This window comes from Pseudarthrobacter sp. AG30, assembly GCF_003116525.1.
Taxonomy (GTDB): Bacteria; Actinomycetota; Actinomycetes; order Actinomycetales; family Micrococcaceae; genus Arthrobacter.
Map to the genome: position 1 here is coordinate 291691 of NZ_QEHL01000017.1, position 19473 is coordinate 311163.

Sequence of the window (19473 nt, forward strand, 5' to 3'; positions counted from 1 at the left end):
CCTGTACGTGCCGCTCCGTCCATTCAACTCTGTGATATCGCTGCCTTCAATGGATATAAAACGCTGTTTTATGGCCGAAATTTAGGCTTTTGCATAAACTAGCGTCATGACAGCAAATGATGGTGACGTGTCGCGATCCTACGGTACTGGCGCAAGGGAGTTCCGTCCCGGCCGTCCTACCGAGCCCGAATGGACCGAGTTGCTGGAAAGTCTTTGGAAGGATCGGTCCCTGCTGGCAGACGACTTCCTGGAGCGCTTTTCTTCCATTTCCTATGGTGAAGCAGTGGTTCCCAAGGAGGACATCTACCGGACCGCTGCGGACACCATGGACATGTTCCTCTATCAGATGGCCGGGTTGGAGCTCCCGCCGGACCTGCAGACGCTTCCCCGCGAGGTGGCCGCCCGGCGCGCCCGCCAGGGGGTCCCCCTGGACGCGTTCCTGGTAGCCATCCGCAATGACTTCCGTGTTCTCTGGAAGGGGCTGGAACGGGTTGCGCGGGACAAGGGAATCGGTGTCCTGGTGGCCAACATGGACCGGGTCCTGGATGCCGTCGAAGGTTACGTGACCAGCATCCAACAGGCCTATGCCGAGGAAGAGGCCCGCCTGGCCCGCAACAAGCAGTTGTACCGGCAGCGCCTGCTTTCCCGGCTGTTCAATGCGGGCCTTGACACCCCACGGGAAGTCCAGGACCTTGCAGCAGCCCTCGAAGTGCAGGCCACCGGTGCGTTCGAAGTGCTCGCCGTGACCTTGGACGCCGTATCCCAGGCCCAGCAGCAGTTTGAGCCCGACCACAGCATCTATATGTACGAGAACAACGGAGTCCTGTATGTCTTCCGGCAGCAGCGGAAGGGGCTGACCTGGCGTCATGAGCCGCCGCCCTTTCCTGCCGGATACGTACCCGACGTTGAGGGATTGGATGCTGTGCCCTCCGCTGCGGCCGCGGCGCTTGTGTTGGCGCAGCAGAAGCGCCGCGGCACCCGGCTGGCCACGATGGAAGACGCATGGATGGGAATCGCCGGCGCCCTCCTGGAGCAGAAGTTTCCCGGCTTTTCAGCCCCCATAAAAAACGCACTGGAGAAGTGCACTCCGCTTGAGCGCCAACGCCTGCTGGAGGTGGCACGCAGCTATGGGCGGACCGGATCCATCAAGGAAACGGCGGAGGAGCTGTTCTGCCACCGCAACACAGTAGTGAACCGCCTGCACAGCCTTCACGAGGTGATCGGCCTTGACCTCACCGTACCGGCCGAGGCCGCGCGGGCACTCATCGCCCTTAACCGCTATAGCGAGTTCCGTTCCTGATTTGTGCGAATGCCCAAGATAGGGGCCGGAAGTGGGTGGAAATTATCATTGTTCAGGGCGTTATCACTCACTTACTCTCGAATAACCACCACCGCAGCAGTGCAGGCCACCGCCCTTCGCCCGCCGCGGGACCCGGGATGCAAGAACTCAACCCCGCTCGAAAGGGCCCACGCAGTGACCACCTCACATTCACTTTCCCCCGGTGCAGATGCTCCTCCGGTCATCTCAGGCAAGGACGCGGGAAAAATTGCCCGAGCCGCGTTCGTCGGGACCGCCCTGGAGTGGTACGACTACTACCTCTTCGGCACCGCCGCCGCGCTGGTCTTCAACCGGCTGTTCTTCACCAACATGGACCCCACCGCTGCGCTGCTGGCCTCCTTCGCCACATTCGGGGTCGGCTTCGCGGCCCGTCCGCTGGGAGCCATGATCTTTGGCTACATCGGAGACCGTTACGGACGCCGGCCCGCTCTGCTGATGACCATCGTCATGATCGGCGCGGCCACGGCCTTCATCGGCCTGTTGCCCGATTTCGGCAGTATCGGCCTGGCGGCGCCCATCCTGCTCGCCGTCTTGCGGTTGGTCCAAGGCCTGGCTGTCGGCGGTGAATGGGGCGGCGCCGTGACAATGGCCGTCGAGCACGCCCCCGTTGAAAAGCGCGGCCGGTATGCGGCGCTGGTACAGGTCGGCTCGCCGGTGGCCACGCTGCTGGCGTCAGGCGCCTTCTCGCTCGTCCTGCTGTTCCCGTCCGAAGCTTTTGACGCCTGGGGCTGGCGGATCCCATTCCTGGCGGCCTTCCCGATGCTGGGCATCGCACTCTGGATCCGCCTCAAGGTGGAAGAGTCCCCCATCTTCAAGGACCTGCTCGCCCAAGGCGAAACGTCCAAGGTTCCAGCCTTCGAGGTCTTCCGCCACGCCGCCGGCCGCCTCCTCGTTGCCGTACTGGCCGCACTCCTCGGCGTGGGTGGCTTCTACATGATCACCACCTTCGCGGTGAGCTACGGATCCAACACCCTGAAGGTGGACCGGAACGTCATGGTCAACGCCACGCTGGTCGCCGCCGTGGCCCAGATCGGCGTCACATTCCTCATGGGCCGGCTCGCAGAGAAAATCGGGCCGGGCAAGGTCACCATGTGGGGCGGCATCATCAGCGCTCTCGCCGCGTTCCCCCTCTTCGCCTTGATTGATACGAAATCCCCCCTGTTGATTACGCTGGCCATCACCGTCGGGATCATGCTCATAGCGGTTGCTTACGCCGTCAACGGCGCCCTGTTGACCGAGCTGTTCCCGCCGAAGCTGCGCTACTCCGGCGTGGCCCTGGGCTATAACATCGCGGGCGCCACCAGCGGATTCATGCCCTTGCTGGCCACGGCCATGCTGGGCGTCTCCGGCAACCAGTCGTGGGGTGCGGCCCTGATCCTGGCGATCATCTCGCTGCTTACCGCCGTCGGCGGGTTCTTCGGCGAGCGCCTGCGGGTCCATGACAAGCAGCTTGTCGGAGACAACAGTGCCCGGTGAGGACCATACACTTCGCATCCTGGAGGCCGTGGACGCCGCCTTCGATGCCCAGCTGGCCTTCACCCAGGACCTGGTCAGGCACCCGTCGCTGCGCACCCGGGAGGGCAGCGCCCAGGACCTGATGCATGCGGCCATGGCAAGCCGTGGCCTGGAGATGGACCGGTGGGAGCTGGACGCCGATGACCTGTCCGCCCACGAGGGCTACGGGCCCGCAACGGTTTCCTATGCGGGGATGACCAACGTGGTGGGCACGTACAGTCCGGCTGCTGAGCGCGGACGTTCCCTGATCCTCAACGGCCACATAGACGTCGTCCCCGAGGGCCCTTCCGAGTCCTGGTCGCGCCACCCCTGGGACGCCCCCATCATCGATGGATGGATGTACGGCCGGGGCGCCGGCGACATGAAAGCAGGTCTCGCGGCCAACCTTTTCGCCTTCGACGCCGTCCGCGCCGCGGGGTTCGAGCCGACAGGCCGTATCCACTTCCAGTCCGTCGTCGAGGAGGAATGCACAGGGAACGGCTCGCTGTCCGCCCTGATGCGCGGCTACCGTGCCGACGCCGTCATCATTCCCGAGCCCGAGGAGGACATGCTGGTGCGCGCCAACGTGGGCGTGCTCTGGTTCAGGGTCAGGGTGACCGGAAACCCGACCCATCCCCGCGAGATGGGCACCGGCTTCAACGCCATCGACGCGGCGTATACGGCAATTTCCGCGCTGCGGGAGGTTGAAGAGAAGTGGAACGCCGACCGCGGTCAGCACCGCTACTTTGAAGACCTGGAGCACCCCATCAATTTCAACTTCGGCGGCATCCAGGGCGGGGACTGGCCTTCAAGCGTCCCGGCCTGGTGCGAGTTCGACGTGCGCGCGGCAATTTATCCCGGAATCCCCGCGGAGCAGGCATGGGCTGAACTTCAGGACTGCCTTGCCTCCCTTGGCCGGAGACCCGCCCCGATCAGCGCGGTCGGCGTGAAGACAGGCTTCTTCTCCGAGGGCTATGTGCTGGAGCCCGGAAGCGAAGCGGAGGCGATGCTGGAGCGCACCCATGGTCAGGTGTTCGGCAGTGAACTGAAAAGCTTCACCACGCCGGGATACCTGGACGGCAGGGTCTTCGCGCTCTATGCCAACACGCCGGCGTTGGTCTACGGCCCCGTGTCAGAGTCAATCCATGGTTTCGACGAGCGGGTCTCGGTCGAATCCATCCGCCGGATCACCAAGAGCATCGCCCTCTTCATTGCCGGGTGGTGCGGTATCGACGAACGGCCCTGAACCTCACCGCGGGCCTCCGGCCCCTACCGGATCCCGCCCTCGGCCAAGCTCTTTGGGCGGCCTGGTAGGCGGCTACGCCAAAGGTCCCGGAGTGCCTGATACCTCGAGGACCTGCTGCAGCCCGGTGACCGGGATGTCGGGAAACTCGGACCGCGCTGGCGCAAACTCAAAGGAAGCAGCCCCCGATTCCTCCCAGGCCGCGGCGCCCGCTACCCGGGCGAGGAACGGTGAAAACGGCTTGGCAGCAACGGAGAGGGCCCGCACGGCGGCCGCCGGAATCCGCTGGGCTGATCCACGGCCGGCCCGGGCGAACAGGGCCTCCGCCACCTCGTTGGCAGTGAGCGTCTGCGAGCCCCAGTCGACGACGCGGTTCCGCAGCGCAGGGTCCCGGAGGGCACGGACCACGACGGCGGCCGCGTCCCGGACCGAGGTATAGGTCACCGGGACTGACCCCGAGCCGAACACGGGTACCTTGCCCTTCGATTCAAGCGGGGCCGCCATGATCTCCAGCCGCTGTTCCAGGAGCGCCCCCATTCTGATGACCGTCCAGTCCATGCCGGATGACCACAGCGCATCCTCGGCGGCCGCTTTGCAGCGCAGGTAGTCAATCGGTCCGTTCGGGGCGGCGCCGTGCATGGACATCATCACCAGGTGCCGGACTCCGGCTGCGCCGGCCGCACGGATCAGCCTGATGGCGCCGTCGCGGTCAACCGCGCGCGGGTTTGTGTCTTTGGCCCCAAATCCGGAGGCCGCGAACACCACCGCAGTGCAGCCGGCCACCGCTTGCCGGCAGTCCGTGTCCGAGGCGAGGTCCCCACGGAGGAGTTCGACGTCGTCGCCCATCTTTTCGGGGAAAGGCTGGGACGTGCCGCGGGCCATGACACGGACCTGCTGTCCCGCCTGCAGCAGGAGGGGAACCACGGCGCGGCCAAGGCGGCCCGTGCCGCCGACCACCAGGATCATGGCCGGCCACCTCCCGCAGCGCCCTGGATTGCTTCCCGGACGGCCTGGTTCACGTCGCCGGAGTCCTGGTCCACGGGCTCAAGGTAGAACTGGGCCGCGGCGATCTTGTCGTGGCGGAGGGTGAAAATGGCCACCCCCGCGGCACGCTGCACGGATCCGTCCGGCCGGGTGCCGCGGTTACTCCATTCCAGCCAGAGTCTGCCGTCCGGTCCGGTGGCAGCGTCATGGACGGTGAGGGTGAGGTCCGGCAGGCCGGCAAAGAGTGCCGCCCAGTTCTTCCGGACCTGGGCGGAGCCGGTGAAACTGCGGGCCGGGTGGACGGGGGTGGTGTTGCGGTAGTCATCCGCGAACTGGGACACCATGTCCTCGACGTCGTGGCGGCCGGCCGCGGCCAGCATGCGCCGGACCGGACCTTCGGGGACGCGCTCGATTCCTGAAGCGTCCATGATCTGCTCCTTAGGTTCCGTCGCGGGAGGCGGAGAGGCTGGTACGCTGAATTTGATACAGTCAGCTGTATCTAACTGATACAAGGAGCTTAAGCCCGATGGGACCCGCGGTCAACGGTGCGCCACCCCGCTCCCGCGGCTACGACGCCCGCCGCCGGCAGGAAGCGGCCGGGGAGTCCAGGAAGCGGGTGCTCGCCGAGTCGCGCGCGCTGTTCCTCGCGAAGGGATACGGCCGGACCACCATCGCCGCCATCGCCCATGCCGCCGGCGTGTCCAAGGAGTCGGTGTACAAGGGGTTCGGCGGGAAGCCCGGGCTGGTCCGGGCGATCTACGAGCAAAGCCTCCTGGGATCCGGCGGCCCTCCCGCTGAAGAGCGGTCGGACCGCGCGCAGGCCACCGCCGTCGACGCCCGCGAGCTTCTGGAGCAGTTCGGCCGGTTCATTTCCGAGGTGAGCCCGCTGGGCTCGCCCGTCTACCTGCTCATCCGGGACGCCGCGTCGAGCGGGGACCGGGAAATGGCCGCACTCCTGCGCCACGTGGATGACGAGCGGTACCGGCGGATGCTGCACAACGCGCACCAGGTGCTCGGACGGGGATTCCTGCGCCCGGGCCTGACGGCGGAGGAGGTGGCCGACGTCTTCTTCATGAGCACCTCGGCCGAGCTATACGAGACCCTGGTCCTCAAGCGCGGCTGGAGCGCCGAGCGCTTCGGGACGTTCATGGCCAGGACCCTGGCCGCCAACCTCCTGCCGCCGGGCGGTGGTTGAGCCTGTCGAAACCCAGCCTGTCGAAACCCCGCGTAGGCTACTGCTACACCTCGGCAAGCCTCTAACCGGAACGGAGACCCGCATGCACGCCGTGCTCGAATACACCTACGCTGACGACTATCTTGAGAGCCGTGAACAGTACCGCGCCGACCATCTCAGGGCGGGGTGGGAAGCCGTGGAACGCGGCGAGCTTCTGCTGGGCGGAGCAGCCGGCGAAGGCCCCTTCAAGGGACTGCTGATTTTCACCGGCGAGAACCCGCTTGAGGCCGCCAAAGCGTTTGCGGAAGCGGACCCCTACGTCATCAACGGCGTGGTGACATCGTGGGCCGCCAGCCCGTGGACCACCGTGCTCGGAAACGAAGCGGCTTCACCGGTCCACCCGTAAACGTGACTGTTTGGCCGCACTGACCTGAACCTACTCGGCGATGTCCTCGGCCCACAGGTCCGGCTTGTCGGCTTGGAACGAGCGCATCATGTCCACGCAACGCTGATCGTCCAAGACCACTACCTCAACCCCACGTGCGCGCAGGAGGTCCAGTTCGCCGTCGAACGTGCGCGCCTCCCCCACCACCACACGGGGGATCTTGAACTGGATGATGGTCCCCGCGCACATGGCACACGGGGCCAGCGTGGTGTACAGCGTGGTGTCCCGGTAGCTCTTCTGCCGGCCGGCGGCGCGAAGCGCTGACATCTCGCCGTGCGCGATCGGATCGGCGTTCTGGACCCGTTCGTTGTGCCCGCTGGCGAACACCACGCCGTCCCGGGCGATCGCAGCCCCAATGGGGATGCCGCCCTCGGCCAGGCTCTTTTGGGCGGCCTGGTAGGCGGCCTCGAATGCCGGAAGGTCCGTGCTGTCCAGTGCCGGCGCGGCGGTTTCGTGCTGTTCGTGGGTCATCGCGGGGACCTTACGTCGTCGTGTGCGGCGATGGACTCGGCGATTCTCTTGATTGCCTCGAGTGTTTTCGGGATGCCCTCCAGCGCTTGCTGGGTGCGGTCGGCGATCTGCGCGTCTGCGTCGGCGCCGTACTTTTCTCCGAACATGGCGATACCCTCGGGCAGGAATTCCCAGGACTCGGTCAGGACCGTTCCGGTGCCCGCCGGGGTGAGGGTGAAGCCCCAGCGGACGTATTTGCCGCCCACCACCCAGGCGAACTCGCGGCCCGGCTCGGCGGCCACCACCTGCGAGCGGGTCTCCCAGGTCCGGTCCGGGAGCTCGTTCCGGCCGGTGAACCACGCGCCAACGTGGCCGGCGCTGGCCTCGTCGTCCCACCAGCACGCTTTGCAGACCGGGCTCCACTCACCGGTGCGGGTGACGTCGGAGACCAGGCCATAGAGCGTCTCGGCTGATGTATTGACCGTGACGGAATCCTGGTGTTGGCGGGGGCTGCTCTGGTTCATGGCTCCATCCTTGCAGACAGGCACTTCTCGTGCCGGGCTACAGGGCGCGCCTGTCCTCCCGCTCAAGAAGGATTCAGTCCGGCCACCCTCCTCCACGTGATCACCGAAATCCCAGAGGCCTGCCGGTAGGGTGGGCAGCAGCAGTTCCACGCCACGATCTTGCCGGAACACGGCCGAAATAGATCTGGTTTGACCTAGATCCAAAACAGGGGGAAATCGTCTTGGAAGCAGCCGCAGTAACTACCTGGATGTTCGTCGAAGAATGTCCTATTCCGAATGACGTCATGGAGCTCATGGTTGGTGGGGAGCAGCCGGTCGCGGCCTACAGGACCTTCCGGGACAGCGCCATCTTCACAACCAAGCGCATGATTGTCCGGGATGCCCAGGGCATCACGGGTAAGAAAGTGGAGATCTATTCGCTCCCGTACTCGGCCATCAACATGTGGTCGTCAGAGAATGCCGGGAAATTCGATTTGGATGCGGAGTTGGAACTGTGGACCCGGGCAGGGCATATCAAGATCAAAGTCGGCAAAAAAGCCGACATCCGGCGCCTCGACATGTTGATTGCCCACTCCGTTCTGGGAACGCAGCACTGATGTGATGGGCGCCGTCAGCGTTAGTTTGCCCGGTTCGGCTGAGCACCAGGCGCCCCAGCCTTGGCGAGCGTGAAGATCCCGTAGCGCATGGCACCGGTGCGGTAGGCCAGGATCAGGCGGGGAATGCCGGGAAACGAGTTGCGGTTGCGGGACCGAAGGGCAAGCCGGCGCATCTCGGGATCCACGAGCAGGGCCTTCACCAGCCGGCGAGCGCAGATCGGCCAGGTGCGGGCGACGCGGCGGCTGACATCCTCATAGCCGGTGACCTCAAAGCCGGCCGCCATAGCCATCGCCTCATACTCTTCGCGCGTGCCCATCGAGGGCAGGCGACCCTCGCGGCAGATCGGCTCCAGCAGGTGGCGGACCTTCCACTCGCGGGCATCGGTCTCGGCGAGCCAAGCGCAGATGACGAACCGGCCGCCGGGCGCCAGCACGCGGTGCGCCTCGGCGAAAAACCGGGACTTGTCCACCATGTGCTCGCTCGACTCGATGGCCCAGGCGGCGTCGGCCGAGGCGTCGGCCAGCCCGTTGTCGAGCCAATCGCGGACCCGGATGTCCACGCCGGCGACGGGGTGCGCGGCGGCGTAGTGCGCCTGCTCGGCGGACAGCGTGAAGCCGGTGACGCCAACCCCCCGCGTCACCGCGAGCCGCCGTGCCGTGGAGCCATAACCGCAGCCGATATCAACGCCTTCCTGGCCCGGCAACAGTCCCAGCCGGTCGCCAACAGTGTCCACCAGCGCCTCGACGGCCTCGGCGGGTGACTCGCGGCCCGTCGTCCACAGCCCGTGATGGACGTGCTCGCCCCACACCCGGCGGTAGAGGGGATCAAGCTCGTCGTAGTGATCCGCCACGGCCACGGCGTCCTGGGAGATATCGGGAACGATCACGCCCCGACCCTACAACGGCGCTCCGCAGCGAAGGAAGGGGAAGGACGACGACGAAACTCCCCTTCCGCCGTCGTCCGTCCTCGCGTGCCGGGCGTCTGGCCGCCAGAACCTACGGGTGCACCAGCACCTTCACCGCCGTGTCCTTGTGGTTGATCAGGGTGTCGAAGCCCTGCTCCACCAGGTCCTCCAGCGCGATCCGGCCGGTGATGAACGGCTTGAGGTCCACCTTGCCCTCCTGCACCATCCTGATCACGGCCGGGTGGTCGCGGACGTAGGCGATGGTGCCGCGCAGGTCGATCTCCTTGAGGACCAACTTCTGCATGTCGATGGTGGCGGGCGCGCCCCAGATGGACACGTTGACCACCACGGCGCCGGGCCGGACGGCGTCGAGCATGGTGTCCAGCACCGCGTTCACGCCGGCGCATTCGAACGCGACGTCGGCCCCGGTGCCGCCGGTGAGTTCCCGCACCCGCTCCGGCACGTTCTCCTTGCTGGGGTCCAGGACGTGGTCCGCAACACCACTGGAGGTGGCCTTCTCCTTGCGCGCCTGGGTGAGTTCGCTGATGATCGTGGTCACGCCCATGCCCTTCAGGACCGCGGCGGTGAGCAGCCCGATGGGCCCGGAGCCGCCCACGAGCGCCGTGTCGCCGGCCTTCACGCCGCTGCGCGCCACCGCGTGGTGCGCCACGGACAGCGGCTCGATCAGCGCCGCCTCATCGAGCGGGATGTCCCCGATGGGGTGCACCCACCGCTGGTCCACCACGATCTTCTCGCTCAGCCCTCCCCCGCCGCCGGACAGCCCGATGAAGCCCATCTGCCGGCACAGGTGGTAGCTGCCGGCCTGGCACATGTCGCAGCTCCCGTCCACGAAGTAGGGTTCGACGACGACGTTGTCCCCCTTCGCCAGGCCCGTCACCCCTTCGCCCACCTCGGAGACAGTCCCGGAGAATTCGTGTCCCAGGGTCACCGGGGATTCCTCGTGGGACAGCGGGTGCGGATGCCCCGGTGCCGGGCAGAAGATGGGCCCTTCCAGGTACTCGTGCAGGTCCGTGCCGCAGATGCCGCACCACGCGACGTCGATCTTCACCGCCCCGGGACGGAGTTCCGGCTCCGGGATGTCCTCGATGCGGATGTCCTTGCGGGCGTGGAATCGGGCTGCTTTCATGATGGTTTCTTCCTTCAGCGGGTGTGGTGGCTGGGCTGCAGTTCGTACACCGGCGTCTCCAGCCCTTCCATCCGGGCCTTGAGCTGCAGCGCCAGGTAGGAGGAGTAGTGCCGGCTCTGGTGCAGGTTGCCGCCGTGGATCCAGAGGTTGGGGACGTTGGTTGGTTTCCACATGTTGCGCAGCTCTCCCTCCCAGGGGCCAGGGTCTTTTGGCGTGTCTGAGCCGTATCCCCAGCATTTGCCCACTTGGTCCGCGATTTCGGGCGACACCAGGTCCGCCAGCCAGCCGTTCATGGACCCGTATCCCGTGGCGTAGACAATGAGGTCGGCCTCCAGCTCAGTGCCGTCGTCCATCACCACGGCGCTGCCGGTGATCTTGGAAACCTGCCCGTTCTTCAGCTTCACCCGGCCGTCGATGATCAGCTGGGAGGCGCCGACGTCGATGTAGTAGCCGGAGCCGCGCCGCAGGTACTTCAGGAACAGCCCGGACCCGTCCACGCCGAAGTCCAGCTCGAACCCGGCGGCCTCCAGCTGCGAGTAGAACTCCGCGTCCCGCTTGGCCATCTCCCGGTACACGGGCACCTGCGCCTCGGGCAGGATCCGGTACGGCAGGGACGCGAACAGCAGGTCGGCCTTCTCCGTGGTCACGCCGGCAGCCAAAGCCCGCTCCGAGTACAGGTCCCCCAGCGCCAGGTCCATCAGCGATTCGCTGCGGGCGATGTGGGTGGAGGAGCGCTGGACCATGGTGACGTCGGCTCCGTGCTCCCAGAGGTCGGCGCAGATATCGTGCGCGGAGTTGTTGGAGCCGATCACCACGGCCTTCTTGCCGGTCCAATCCCCGCCGCCGGGGTGCTGGGAGGAGTGCCGCTGCTCCCCCAGGAAGCTCTGGGCCCCGTCGAACGCGGGGATGTTCGGGTAGCCGGAGACGCCCAGGGCGAAGACCAGCTGCTTGGGCCGCAACGTCACAGGCGACCCGTTGCGGAGGACCTTAACCGCCCATTCCTGCGGGCCGTCGTCGTACTCCGCGCCCACGCACTCGGTGCCGGACCAGTAGTTCAGCTCCATGATGCGGGTGTAGTGCTCCAGCCAGTCGCCGATCTTGTCCTTGGCGGCGAAGACCGGCCAGTCGTCCGGGAACTTCAGGTACGGCAGGTGGTCGTACCAGACGGGGTCGTGCAGGTGCAGGGACTTGTAGCGGTTGCGCCAGGAGTCGCCCGGGTTCTCGTTCTTCTCGATCACGATGGTGGGCACTCCCAGCCGCCGCAGCCGCGCCGCGAGGCCGATGCCGCCCTGCCCGCCGCCGATGATCACGCAGTAGGGCTGCTCCTCGTAGCCCAGCCGCGCCTCCTGTTCCTCCTTAAGTTCCTTCCAGGAGCGGCGGCCGCGGATGATTTCGTGTGCCACGCCCTGCTCGCGGCGCGGACCCTTCTTCTCCTCGAAGCCCTTCAGCTCCTGCATGGTGGTGAGCAGCGTCCAGCATTTGCCGTTCCGCAGCCGGAGGTGGCCGTAGCCGCGGGCGGCGCCGGTTTCGAACGTGATCCAGGCTTCCACGGTCCCGTCCCGGCCCGCGTTGCCGGTGGCATCCTCCGCGAGCGCCCAGTTGGCCGGCTGCACGTGGTCCAGCGTGGCCTGCAGCATCCGGCGGATGTCTGCCTTGCCTTCCAGTGTTTTCAGGTTCCAGGTGAACGCCACGAAGTCGCGCCAATAGCTTTCATCCTCGAAGAGGTCCAGCGCGGCGTCCACGTCGTGCCGCTGCAGCGCGCCCTCCAGGCTGGCAAGCCAGGCCTGGGCGGCGGCGGTGGGTGTTTCGGTCATCTCCACTCCTTTGTGTCGGTCCCTCAGGTGGTCCGGGCGGCTCCATCCCGCCGGTGTCCCTGCGGTATGCTGGGGCGGGCGTGAGCTGCATCACCATTGGAACGCGGCGGGGGTAACAAGCGCGTTACACGGGCACTGCCGGCAAGGACGCCGGCGGTGAGGAGGAGACGGTGGACTACGGCCTGAGGTTTTCGGACCCGGCGAAGTACGCGCGTACCCTGCGCCGCGCGCACGAGCTGGTCATCTCCGGTGTCCCGCGCCCTGAGATTCCCGTTCCGCTGGCGGAGTCCTGGCGGCGGTCAATGGCGCTGGGCATCAGCCCGGACCAGCACAGCCCCCGGCACCTCCATGATCCGTCCGAGGTGCTGCAGCTGCGGCGCGAGCACCGGCTGCAGCGGGTGATGCCGGCGCTGCAGGACCTGCTGGCCGACGATTCCAGTTCCGGCCGGCACCTGCTGGTACTCACCGACGCGACCGGCGAGATCCTGTGGAGGGTGGGCAGCCGGGAGGCGCTGCGGCGGGCGGACCGGCTGGAGTTCTCCGAGGGGGCAGACTGGTCCGAGGCGGGGATAGGCACCAACGCCATCAGCGAGGCGTTGGTCACCGGCGGGCCGGTGCAGCTGTTCTCCGCCGAACACCTGGTCCGCACCCACCACGACTGGGCGTGCACGGCGGCGCCCATCACGGACCCTTCGACGGGTGCGCTGCTGGGCGTGCTCGACGTCTCCGGGCCGCTGGACACCATCAGCTCGGACACGCTGCGGATGGTGCGGTGCGCGGTCCGGGTGGCGGAGTCGCTGCTGGGAACGCCCGACGGCGCCCCCTCCTTGGGTGCTGCGTCTTCCGTCCGTGCATCCCGCCAGGGTGTGCGACGGCCTGGTGTTGAAGTCTCGTCGCTGGAGCTGCTTGGGGACCGACCTGCCGCGGTGCTTGCCGACGGGAGCCGGGTACCGCTAACGCTGCGCCGGGCGGAGATCCTGGCGCTGCTGGATTCGCGGTCCAAAGGCTGGAGCGCCGACGAGCTGGCGTTCGAGCTGCACGGGGATGCGGGCACGCCGCAGGCGATCCGGACCGAGATGTTCCGGGTCCGGTCGCTGCTGGGCGACGCGGTGGAGTCAAACCCCTACCGGCTGGCTGCCGGACTGGCCGGGTGTTCGGATTCTGGGCGGGTGCTGCGGCTGCTGCGCGAAGGCCGTGTGGCTCAGGCGCTGGAGGCGTACACTGCTCCCCTGCTTAGCCGGTCCGGAGCCCTGGCCGTGCAGCTGCTGCGGGACCAGCTGGACCTGGCCGTCGGTTCGGCGGTGCGGGCCAGCGGGGATGCCGGGCTGCTGGTTCGGTGGCTTTCCACGGACATGGGGGCTGCAGACACGGAGGGTGTGAAAGCACTGGGACAGCTGGTGGGACGTGATGATCCCCGGTATTCGGCGTTCCGCGCGTCCTCTGCGTCCTGTGGCTGAGCCTGCCAGAACGCCGTAATTCAACTTGGCAGGAGCCCCGTGGTTGTCATCGAACCGGCTCGCCTTGTCCAACAAACGCGTCGGACGTTGAAGTAGGCTGGAAATCCCCAGACCACCACCACAAAAGCGAGGCATAACGTGCACCAGGACGCCGCCCGGTTCCTGTCCCAGCCGGTGGCCGCCCAGCCCGGCGCGCCCCTACGCGTCGCTGTGTACTCGCGGATCGCCGAGGCCATCCGCAATGGCCTCCTCACCCCCGGCTCCATGATTCCCACCGAAACCGAGCTCGGCACGGATATGAAGGTCAGCCGCACCGTGGTCCGCGAAGCCCTGATGCTGCTCGAGGAGGATGGCCTAATCAGGGCGCGGCGCGGCGTCGGACGCTTCGTCTCGGACACACTCCCCCGCATCGGCATTGAACGCATCCAACCGTTCGAGGACGTCCTCGGCAGCCCGGGCCAGCCGGCGGAGGTCAAACGCACACAGGTGATCAAGCAGGCGGCCTCCGAATTCGTCGCCCCCGGCATCGGCGTCGAGCCCGGCACGGACTGCTGGCTCTGGGAATCGGTCCTGATCCGTGACGGCGAGGCGATTGCCCACCTACAGGAGAACGTCACAGCCCAGCCGGTCAGCTTCGGCAAGGGCCCCGCAGCGCCCCTTGAGATAGAGGACGACGGCGGCACCACCTTACTTGCCGCGCTCAACAAGCAAGTGGGCAGATTGGCCGGCCCCGGCGAGTGCCAGATCAGCCTCAGCCAGGTGGGCCCCAGCAGGGCGAAGCTGCTGGACCTGCGCCCGTCGGACCCGGTGCTGGTGCTCACGCAGTACGTGCAAAAAGGCAACCGGCCCTTCTATCTCGCCAAATGCCTGGTGTCCGCCAGGGCGGGCCACCTTTCGGTGATGCAGCAGTTCCAGTCCTGACCCCAAGCTCAGCGCGCCTGAACGTCGACGACACGGAGTTTGAGAGACTGGGCGGGTTCGTGAACCAAGGAAGAGGGGGCGCCTTATGGAGGCAGCAGCAGTAACAACGTGGACGTTCGTCGAGGAATGTCCTATCCCACAGGATGTAATGGAGCTGATGCTCCCCGGTGAGCAGCCGGTTGCGGCTTACAGGACGTTCCGGGACAGCGCCATCTTCACCACCAAGCGCATGATTGTCCGCGATGCCCAAGGCATCACGGGCAAGAAGGTGGAGGTGTACTCATTGCCGTACTCCGCTATCAACATGTGGTCTTCCGAGAACGCCGGCAAGTTCGATCTCGACGCCGAATTGGAACTATGGACCCGGGCAGGTCATATCAAAATTAAGGTCGGCAAGAAGGTGGACGTTCGCCGACTCGACATGCTAATCGCACATTCAGTAATCGGATCGCAGAACTAACCTGGACAATATCGAAACGGCGGGAGGAATACGTCGCGCCGTTCCGGGATCCTCGGTTGGATCGAGGACCCAGCTTTCGACTCTGGTCCGTCCCTCGCGCCGATCGGTACGATGAGCCATGACAAGCAAGGACCCGCTGGCATTCCTCCGACAGACCAGCCAGCGCCATTCAGAGCAACAACTCGAGCTCGCTTCCAACGTCCTCGAAGCCTTCAATGCCATGCACGACGCCGAGCGCGTGTTGTATCAAGCAAGACGCCGCTACATAGAGTCTTTCAAAAGAGCCAAGGGCGCGGGATGGAAAGCGCAGGAACTACGGGACGCCGGTTTTCCGTCGCCGAAAGTTTCCGTGCTCAAGAGGAGAATGGACTACCGCTACCTCATGCTACCGCCGGCCGACTCTGCTGAAGGGGCGAACTCGGCGTCAACAACCAAATAAGGCATCTCAATCGTCCAAGTGTGGGGTGTCATGCCCGACGGGGCGCGTCAGGCGGCGGAACCTGCTGAGGCGAGCTCCGCCGTCGTGCCTTCAAAGTATTCAAGCACCGTCTCCACCAGGTGCGGGGCGAAGTCCTCCTCGAGCGAGAGGACCACGCGGCACCGCGCGCCTTTCACCTCCGGGTACCCCGCGTACAGCCCGCGCATGTCGCACACGGTCTGGCCGCGGCCAGGCCCGGAGGAGGTGTCGACGACGGCACGCACCACGGGTGCCAGCGCAGGCTTGACAGCGCCAACAGCGAGCGCAGCCGCCAGCGGATCGTGCATTGCGGAGCAGGGCCGGCCGTAGATGCCCTCGTAGAACCGGAAGTAGTAGCCCAGCATCTCCCCCAGCGCCCGCGGCACCGGTCCCGGGGAAGCCAACAAATCCTGCCGGTGCGACTCCTCCAACACCGACGCCATCGTCACGTCCAGCGGCACCAGGGTCACGTCCCAGTCGGCGGCCAGCACCAGGGCGGCGGCCTCGGGGTCGTGCCAGATGTTCGCTTCGGCCGCGGGCGTGATGTTTCCCGGCGCCAGCGCAGCCCCGCCCATCACAGTCACCGACTCCACCAACGACGGCAGCGCAGGGTCCAGTTCCAGGGCTTCGGCGATGTTGGTCAGCGGCCCGATCGCCAGCACTCGCAACGCCCCGGGGTAGGTGCGCGCCAGCCGCACCAGCATCTCGGCCGCGGACTCACCGGCCAAGGCAGCTCCGGAAGCTGGAAGCTCAACCTCGCCAACACCGTTCTCCCCGTGCACCCACGGCGCCCCGCCATGGAAGGAAGCGGCCAGCGGATCGTGAGCGCCCAGCGCCACCGGAATATCGGCGGCACCGGCGAGCGCCAGCAGGTCAAGGGTATTCCGGGCGCCAACCGCGGCACTGACGTTCCCGCTGACCGTCCCGATGCCCACAACAGAAGCAAGTGGGGAGGCGAGTAGATAGGCCAGGGCCAGGGCGTCGTCGATGCCGGTGTCGCAGTCGAGGTAAACGGGGGCAGTCACAATAGATTCCTTCGCAACAGATAGAGGGGTTAGACCGTCTCGCCCTTAGGGGCGGCGACGAAGAGGCTGATGATGGACGCGGCGGCGGTGATGCCCACCGAGATCCAGAGGGCGGTGGCGTACCCGGCGGCGGTGGCCTGCGCGGCGAACGGCGCCACGAGGACGACGCCGAGGCTCGCCCCGATCCCGAACGAGGCACCGTTGATGCCGGGCAGCGCCGCCGGGGCCTCCTTGGGCGACAAAAGCACCGAGAGTCCGTTGATGGCGGTCAGGAAGAAGCCGTTGTAGAAAATGCCCAGGCAGGCAACGGCAACAAAGACGGCAACAGGCGAAGTGGAAAACACCGCGGCCACCGCGGCGCACACCAGGCTAAACGACGTCCCCAGCCGCAGGATGCGGATCCATCCCCGCCGGTCCGCCAGCCACCCGGCCAAAGGCGCGGCGAAGACGCCGATCAGCGCGGCGGGGGTGAGGAACAGCAAAGCCGAGATGGAGGCGGAAAGCCCGAAGCCGTCGGGATCCTGGCTCAGCAGCACCACGGTGAAGTTGATGACCGCGAAGATGCCGGCCAGGGTCAGGACGGTGGTGGCGATGACCGGCCACACCTGGCGGGAGCGCAGGTGGTGCACGGCGATGAGCGGGTGGCTGCGGCGCTTCTCGATGACCCAGAATCCCGCAAAGGACAACACGGTGCCGGCCAGCAGGGCCAGGGCGGTGGGCGAGGTCCAGCCGGCGGCCGAACCGTCGGACACGAAGTACGTCAGGAACACCAGGAACAGCGAGAGCGAGCCGGCGCCCCACCAGTCCATGGCGCCGCGGACCCCAGCAGGGCGTCCGGCGGGCACTAGCCGGAAGATGCAGAGAGCGGCGATGGCGGTGAGGACGAGGACGACGACGAAGATGGACCGGAAGCCGAAGGTCTCGGCCATGAGCCCGCCCGCGTAGCCGTCCACGCCGCCGATCCCGCCGTTGATGGCGGCGATGATGCCAACGGAGGTGCCGAAGACCTTGGCCTGCAGGTTCTCGCTGAGCACGATGTAGGCGAGGGCGAACACGGCGCTGGAGACGCCCTGCAGGAACCGGCCGGTGACCAGCAGCGGCAGGGTGGGCGCGGCGATGCAGAGGATGGTGCCGACGCCCATGATGCCCAGGACCAGCAGCAGCGCGGCGCGGCGGCCGATAAAGTCGCTCCACCGGCCGATCACGGGCCCGGCGATCGCGCCAGCCAGGAAGAACATGGACTGGACGGGGGCGGCGCTGTCCGCGCTTCCGCCGAAGCTCGCGGCGATCTGCGGCAGCGCGGGGGTGACCATGCTGGCGTTCAGCTGGAAGGACAGCACGCCCAGCAGAAGGGTGGAGATCAGCAGGGCGGCGCGGCGGCCGGAGAGCCTGGTCGCGTCGTCGTCGGGAAGTACGACGGCGGCGCCTCCTTCGGCGGGAGGCGCCGCTGCGGCGGGGGTGGGGCTGTTCACATCAAACTCCTTTGTTCGAGCAGAAAGGATCGTCTTTCGTGGCGATTCAAGTTGTTATACAACCATGTATGACTCACAAGTACAACCATGCGCTAGACTTTTGCGAACCCCCGGCCGCTTCCGGCCCTCCCCCTTCAGAGAGTCTTTCCATGAACACAACACGTCCTGCCGTCACCGTGGTCGGCAGCATCAACCTGGACCTGATCGCCACCGCCGAGCGGCTGCCAACGGCGGGTGAAACCATCGGCGGCGCCGTCCTGTCTGAGCAGCCCGGCGGCAAGGGTGCCAACCAGGCCGCGGCTGCGGCGCGCTTGGGCGGCAGTGCCCGGATGGTCGGCGCCGTGGGCTTGGACGCGTCCGGGCAGCGCATGCTGGACGCCCTGGCAGCCGCCGGTGTTGATACTTCGGACGTGGCCGCCCTGCCCGAGCCGACGGGGACGGCGCTGATCGTGGTGGACCGCGACGGCGAGAACCAGATCGTGGTGTGCCCTGGCGCCAACTCGAACCTGTCGCTGGACGGGGTGGAGTTCGGTCCGGAGGAGACGGTGCTGTGCCAGCTGGAGGTCGGCCTGGACGTGGTGCTGGAGGCGGCACGGAAGGCGCAGGGCTTCTTTGTGCTGAACGCGGCGCCGGCCATGGACCTGCCGGCGAAGCTGCTGGAGCGGTGCGACCTGGTGATCGTCAACGAGAGCGAATACGCCCTGATCCCCGCCCTGGCGGAGGCGAAGCTGGTGGCGGTGACGTACGGCAAGGACGGCTCGGCGATGTTCGAGCGCGGCCGGAAGGTGGCCGAGGCTCCTTCTGCTGCTGTCACGGTGGCGAACACCGTCGGTGCCGGCGACGCGTTCTGCGCCGCCCTGGTCCGGGCGCTGAGGAGCGGGCTGGACTACGCGGGGGCCTTGGCTGTTGCCAATGCTGTGGGCGGGGATGCTGTGAGTGATCCGTCGTCGCAGCCGGATTTGGCACAGCTGGGCCACTACGTGGAGCAGGCCTCCGCCGCTTCGGGCGCTGCATCGTGACTGTCGCGTTGCCGCTCACTGCTGTGTTCCGGCGGGCGGTGCCGGCGGACTTCCCGGAGATCCGGCGCATCACCCGCGACGCGTACCTGCGGGCTGGGCACTTTGCCGCTGACCATCCCTATATGAGTGTGCTGGAGGATGTGGAGCACCGCGCCGAGCACGCGCAGGTGTGGGTGGCGGAGGCGGCCGGGAAGGTGGTGGCGGCGGTGACGCTGACGTTCGCCGGCCAGCCGTACAGCGAGATCGCCCGGGACGGCGAGCTGGAATTCCGGATGCTGGCCGTGGACCCGGCACACCAAGGCGGCGGCGTGGGACGCGCCGTGGTGCGGGAGATCGTGGAGCATGCACGCCAGCTGCCCGGGATTGACGGGATCAGCATCACGAGTGCCACGTTCATGGAACGTGCCCACAACCTCTACCAGTCGCTGAGGTTCCGCCGCGCACCGAACCGTGACTGGTACGTGCCGGGCGAGGACGTGCTGCTATGGGTGTTCACGCTGGAGCTATAGTGTCGGCGGCTGAACCTACTAGAGCCCACTTGGTGATC

Annotated in this window: 21 protein-coding genes; 12 read left to right on the forward strand and 9 right to left on the reverse strand. The window is 66.8% G+C overall.

Features of this window, described 5'->3' with window-relative positions; genetic code table 11:
* Nucleotides 1–106: 106 nt before the first annotated feature.
* The 3 genes from DC347_RS15445 to DC347_RS15455 all read left to right on the forward strand — a co-directional run bounded on the left by DC347_RS15445 (nucleotide 107) and on the right by DC347_RS15455 (nucleotide 4079).
* On the forward strand, nucleotides 107–1300 hold the full coding sequence (locus DC347_RS15445; RefSeq protein ID WP_240617812.1) for a helix-turn-helix domain-containing protein: 1194 nt from the start codon (nucleotides 107–109) through the stop codon (nucleotides 1298–1300).
* A gap of 174 nt (nucleotides 1301–1474) precedes the next feature.
* The gene (locus DC347_RS15450) at nucleotides 1475–2815 is read left to right on the forward strand and encodes an MFS transporter (RefSeq protein ID WP_109863544.1); all 1341 of its coding nucleotides are present in this window, start codon (nucleotides 1475–1477) and stop codon (nucleotides 2813–2815) included.
* Nucleotides 2805–4079: an ArgE/DapE family deacylase gene (locus DC347_RS15455; protein ID WP_109863545.1), complete on the forward strand. Its 1275-nt coding sequence runs from the start codon at nucleotides 2805–2807 to the stop codon at nucleotides 4077–4079. Before DC347_RS15450 ends, DC347_RS15455 begins: the two co-directional genes overlap by 11 nt.
* 72 nt (nucleotides 4080–4151) lie before the next feature.
* Here the strand turns inward: DC347_RS15455 and DC347_RS15460 are convergent, their stop codons facing one another.
* Entirely contained in the window at nucleotides 4152–5042 is an 891-nt protein-coding gene (locus tag DC347_RS15460) for an SDR family oxidoreductase (RefSeq protein WP_109863546.1), read from the reverse strand.
* The gene (locus DC347_RS15465; RefSeq protein ID WP_109863547.1) at nucleotides 5039–5488 is read right to left on the reverse strand and encodes a nuclear transport factor 2 family protein; all 450 of its coding nucleotides are present in this window, start codon (nucleotides 5486–5488) and stop codon (nucleotides 5039–5041) included. Before DC347_RS15465 ends, DC347_RS15460 begins: the two co-directional genes overlap by 4 nt.
* Nucleotides 5489–5586: 98 nt before the next feature.
* Between DC347_RS15465 and DC347_RS15470 the strand changes: the two genes are divergently transcribed.
* Together DC347_RS15470 and DC347_RS15475 are read left to right on the forward strand one after the other, a co-directional pair.
* Nucleotides 5587–6255, forward strand: a complete 669-nt coding sequence (locus DC347_RS15470) for a TetR/AcrR family transcriptional regulator (protein WP_109863548.1) — start codon at nucleotides 5587–5589, stop codon at nucleotides 6253–6255.
* Nucleotides 6256–6337: 82 nt separating this feature from the next.
* Entirely contained in the window at nucleotides 6338–6640 is a 303-nt protein-coding gene (locus tag DC347_RS15475; RefSeq protein ID WP_109863549.1) for a YciI-like protein, read from the forward strand.
* A gap of 30 nt (nucleotides 6641–6670) precedes the next feature.
* On the opposite strand, the gene DC347_RS15480 is transcribed toward DC347_RS15475, so the two are convergent.
* Nucleotides 6671–7150, reverse strand: coding sequence for a nucleoside deaminase (locus DC347_RS15480; protein ID WP_109863550.1), 480 nt, complete (start codon nucleotides 7148–7150; stop codon nucleotides 6671–6673).
* Entirely contained in the window at nucleotides 7147–7653 is a 507-nt protein-coding gene (locus tag DC347_RS15485; protein WP_109863551.1) for an SRPBCC family protein, read from the reverse strand. The genes DC347_RS15480 and DC347_RS15485 overlap by 4 nt, the downstream gene beginning before the upstream one ends.
* 221 nt (nucleotides 7654–7874) lie before the next feature.
* Here DC347_RS15485 and DC347_RS15490 point away from each other — a divergent pair, with 221 nt between their 5' ends.
* A complete protein-coding gene (locus DC347_RS15490) occupies nucleotides 7875–8249 on the forward strand; it encodes a PH domain-containing protein (RefSeq protein WP_109863552.1) in 375 nt (124 codons plus the stop codon).
* 20 nt (nucleotides 8250–8269) lie between these two features.
* Here the strand turns inward: DC347_RS15490 and DC347_RS15495 are convergent, their stop codons facing one another.
* From DC347_RS15495 to DC347_RS15505, 3 genes are all read right to left on the reverse strand, one after another.
* Complete coding sequence (locus DC347_RS15495; protein ID WP_109863553.1) at nucleotides 8270–9136, reverse strand: class I SAM-dependent methyltransferase; 867 nt, start codon at nucleotides 9134–9136, stop codon at nucleotides 8270–8272.
* Nucleotides 9137–9245: 109 nt separating this feature from the next.
* Complete coding sequence (locus DC347_RS15500) at nucleotides 9246–10301, reverse strand: 2,3-butanediol dehydrogenase (RefSeq protein WP_109863554.1); 1056 nt, start codon at nucleotides 10299–10301, stop codon at nucleotides 9246–9248.
* Between the two features lie 14 nt (nucleotides 10302–10315).
* Entirely contained in the window at nucleotides 10316–12115 is a 1800-nt protein-coding gene (locus tag DC347_RS15505) for an NAD(P)/FAD-dependent oxidoreductase (RefSeq protein ID WP_109863555.1), read from the reverse strand.
* Between the two features lie 170 nt (nucleotides 12116–12285).
* Between DC347_RS15505 and DC347_RS15510 the strand changes: the two genes are divergently transcribed.
* The 4 genes from DC347_RS15510 (at nucleotide 12286) to DC347_RS15525 (ending at nucleotide 15392) form a co-directional block, all read left to right on the forward strand.
* Nucleotides 12286–13572, forward strand: coding sequence for a GAF domain-containing protein (locus tag DC347_RS15510; RefSeq protein WP_109863556.1), 1287 nt, complete (start codon nucleotides 12286–12288; stop codon nucleotides 13570–13572).
* A 138-nt stretch (nucleotides 13573–13710) separates the two neighbouring features.
* Nucleotides 13711–14493, forward strand: coding sequence for a GntR family transcriptional regulator (locus DC347_RS15515; RefSeq protein WP_109863557.1), 783 nt, complete (start codon nucleotides 13711–13713; stop codon nucleotides 14491–14493).
* Between the two features lie 85 nt (nucleotides 14494–14578).
* Complete coding sequence (locus tag DC347_RS15520; protein WP_109863558.1) at nucleotides 14579–14953, forward strand: PH domain-containing protein; 375 nt, start codon at nucleotides 14579–14581, stop codon at nucleotides 14951–14953.
* Between the two features lie 118 nt (nucleotides 14954–15071).
* Entirely contained in the window at nucleotides 15072–15392 is a 321-nt protein-coding gene (locus DC347_RS15525; RefSeq protein WP_109863559.1) for a hypothetical protein, read from the forward strand.
* A 47-nt stretch (nucleotides 15393–15439) separates the two neighbouring features.
* On the opposite strand, the gene DC347_RS15530 is transcribed toward DC347_RS15525, so the two are convergent.
* Both DC347_RS15530 and DC347_RS15535 read right to left on the reverse strand, forming a co-directional pair.
* A complete protein-coding gene (locus DC347_RS15530; RefSeq protein WP_109863560.1) occupies nucleotides 15440–16435 on the reverse strand; it encodes a nucleoside hydrolase in 996 nt (331 codons plus the stop codon).
* 29 nt (nucleotides 16436–16464) lie between these two features.
* Nucleotides 16465–17907 (reverse strand): MFS transporter, encoded by a 1443-nt coding sequence (locus DC347_RS15535; protein WP_109863561.1) that lies wholly within the window; start codon nucleotides 17905–17907, stop codon nucleotides 16465–16467.
* A 149-nt stretch (nucleotides 17908–18056) separates the two neighbouring features.
* Here DC347_RS15535 and DC347_RS15540 point away from each other — a divergent pair, with 149 nt between their 5' ends.
* Both DC347_RS15540 and DC347_RS15545 read left to right on the forward strand, forming a co-directional pair.
* Nucleotides 18057–18926 (forward strand): ribokinase, encoded by an 870-nt coding sequence (locus DC347_RS15540; RefSeq protein ID WP_109863562.1) that lies wholly within the window; start codon nucleotides 18057–18059, stop codon nucleotides 18924–18926.
* The gene (locus tag DC347_RS15545; RefSeq protein WP_240617813.1) at nucleotides 18923–19435 is read left to right on the forward strand and encodes a GNAT family N-acetyltransferase; all 513 of its coding nucleotides are present in this window, start codon (nucleotides 18923–18925) and stop codon (nucleotides 19433–19435) included. The genes DC347_RS15540 and DC347_RS15545 overlap by 4 nt, the downstream gene beginning before the upstream one ends.
* Nucleotides 19436–19473: the final 38 nt, after the last annotated feature.

Excerpts from the sequence above, each read along its gene's own strand:
- DC347_RS15445 (WP_240617812.1), top strand. The coding sequence starts at position 107 with ATGACAGCAAATGATGGTGACGTGTCGCGATCCTACGGTACTGGCGCA.
- DC347_RS15460 (WP_109863546.1), bottom strand. The coding sequence starts at position 5,042 with ATGATCCTGGTGGTCGGCGGCACGGGCCGCCTTGGCCGCGCCGTGGTT.
- DC347_RS15465 (WP_109863547.1), bottom strand. The coding sequence starts at position 5,488 with ATGGACGCTTCAGGAATCGAGCGCGTCCCCGAAGGTCCGGTCCGGCGC.
- DC347_RS15470 (WP_109863548.1), top strand. The coding sequence starts at position 5,587 with ATGGGACCCGCGGTCAACGGTGCGCCACCCCGCTCCCGCGGCTACGAC.
- DC347_RS15475 (WP_109863549.1), top strand. The coding sequence starts at position 6,338 with ATGCACGCCGTGCTCGAATACACCTACGCTGACGACTATCTTGAGAGC.
- DC347_RS15480 (WP_109863550.1), bottom strand. The coding sequence starts at position 7,150 with ATGACCCACGAACAGCACGAAACCGCCGCGCCGGCACTGGACAGCACG.
- DC347_RS15485 (WP_109863551.1), bottom strand. The coding sequence starts at position 7,653 with ATGAACCAGAGCAGCCCCCGCCAACACCAGGATTCCGTCACGGTCAAT.
- DC347_RS15500 (WP_109863554.1), bottom strand. The coding sequence starts at position 10,301 with ATGAAAGCAGCCCGATTCCACGCCCGCAAGGACATCCGCATCGAGGAC.
- DC347_RS15505 (WP_109863555.1), bottom strand. The coding sequence starts at position 12,115 with ATGACCGAAACACCCACCGCCGCCGCCCAGGCCTGGCTTGCCAGCCTG.
- DC347_RS15520 (WP_109863558.1), top strand. The coding sequence starts at position 14,579 with ATGGAGGCAGCAGCAGTAACAACGTGGACGTTCGTCGAGGAATGTCCT.
- DC347_RS15525 (WP_109863559.1), top strand. The coding sequence starts at position 15,072 with ATGACAAGCAAGGACCCGCTGGCATTCCTCCGACAGACCAGCCAGCGC.
- DC347_RS15540 (WP_109863562.1), top strand. The coding sequence starts at position 18,057 with ATGAACACAACACGTCCTGCCGTCACCGTGGTCGGCAGCATCAACCTG.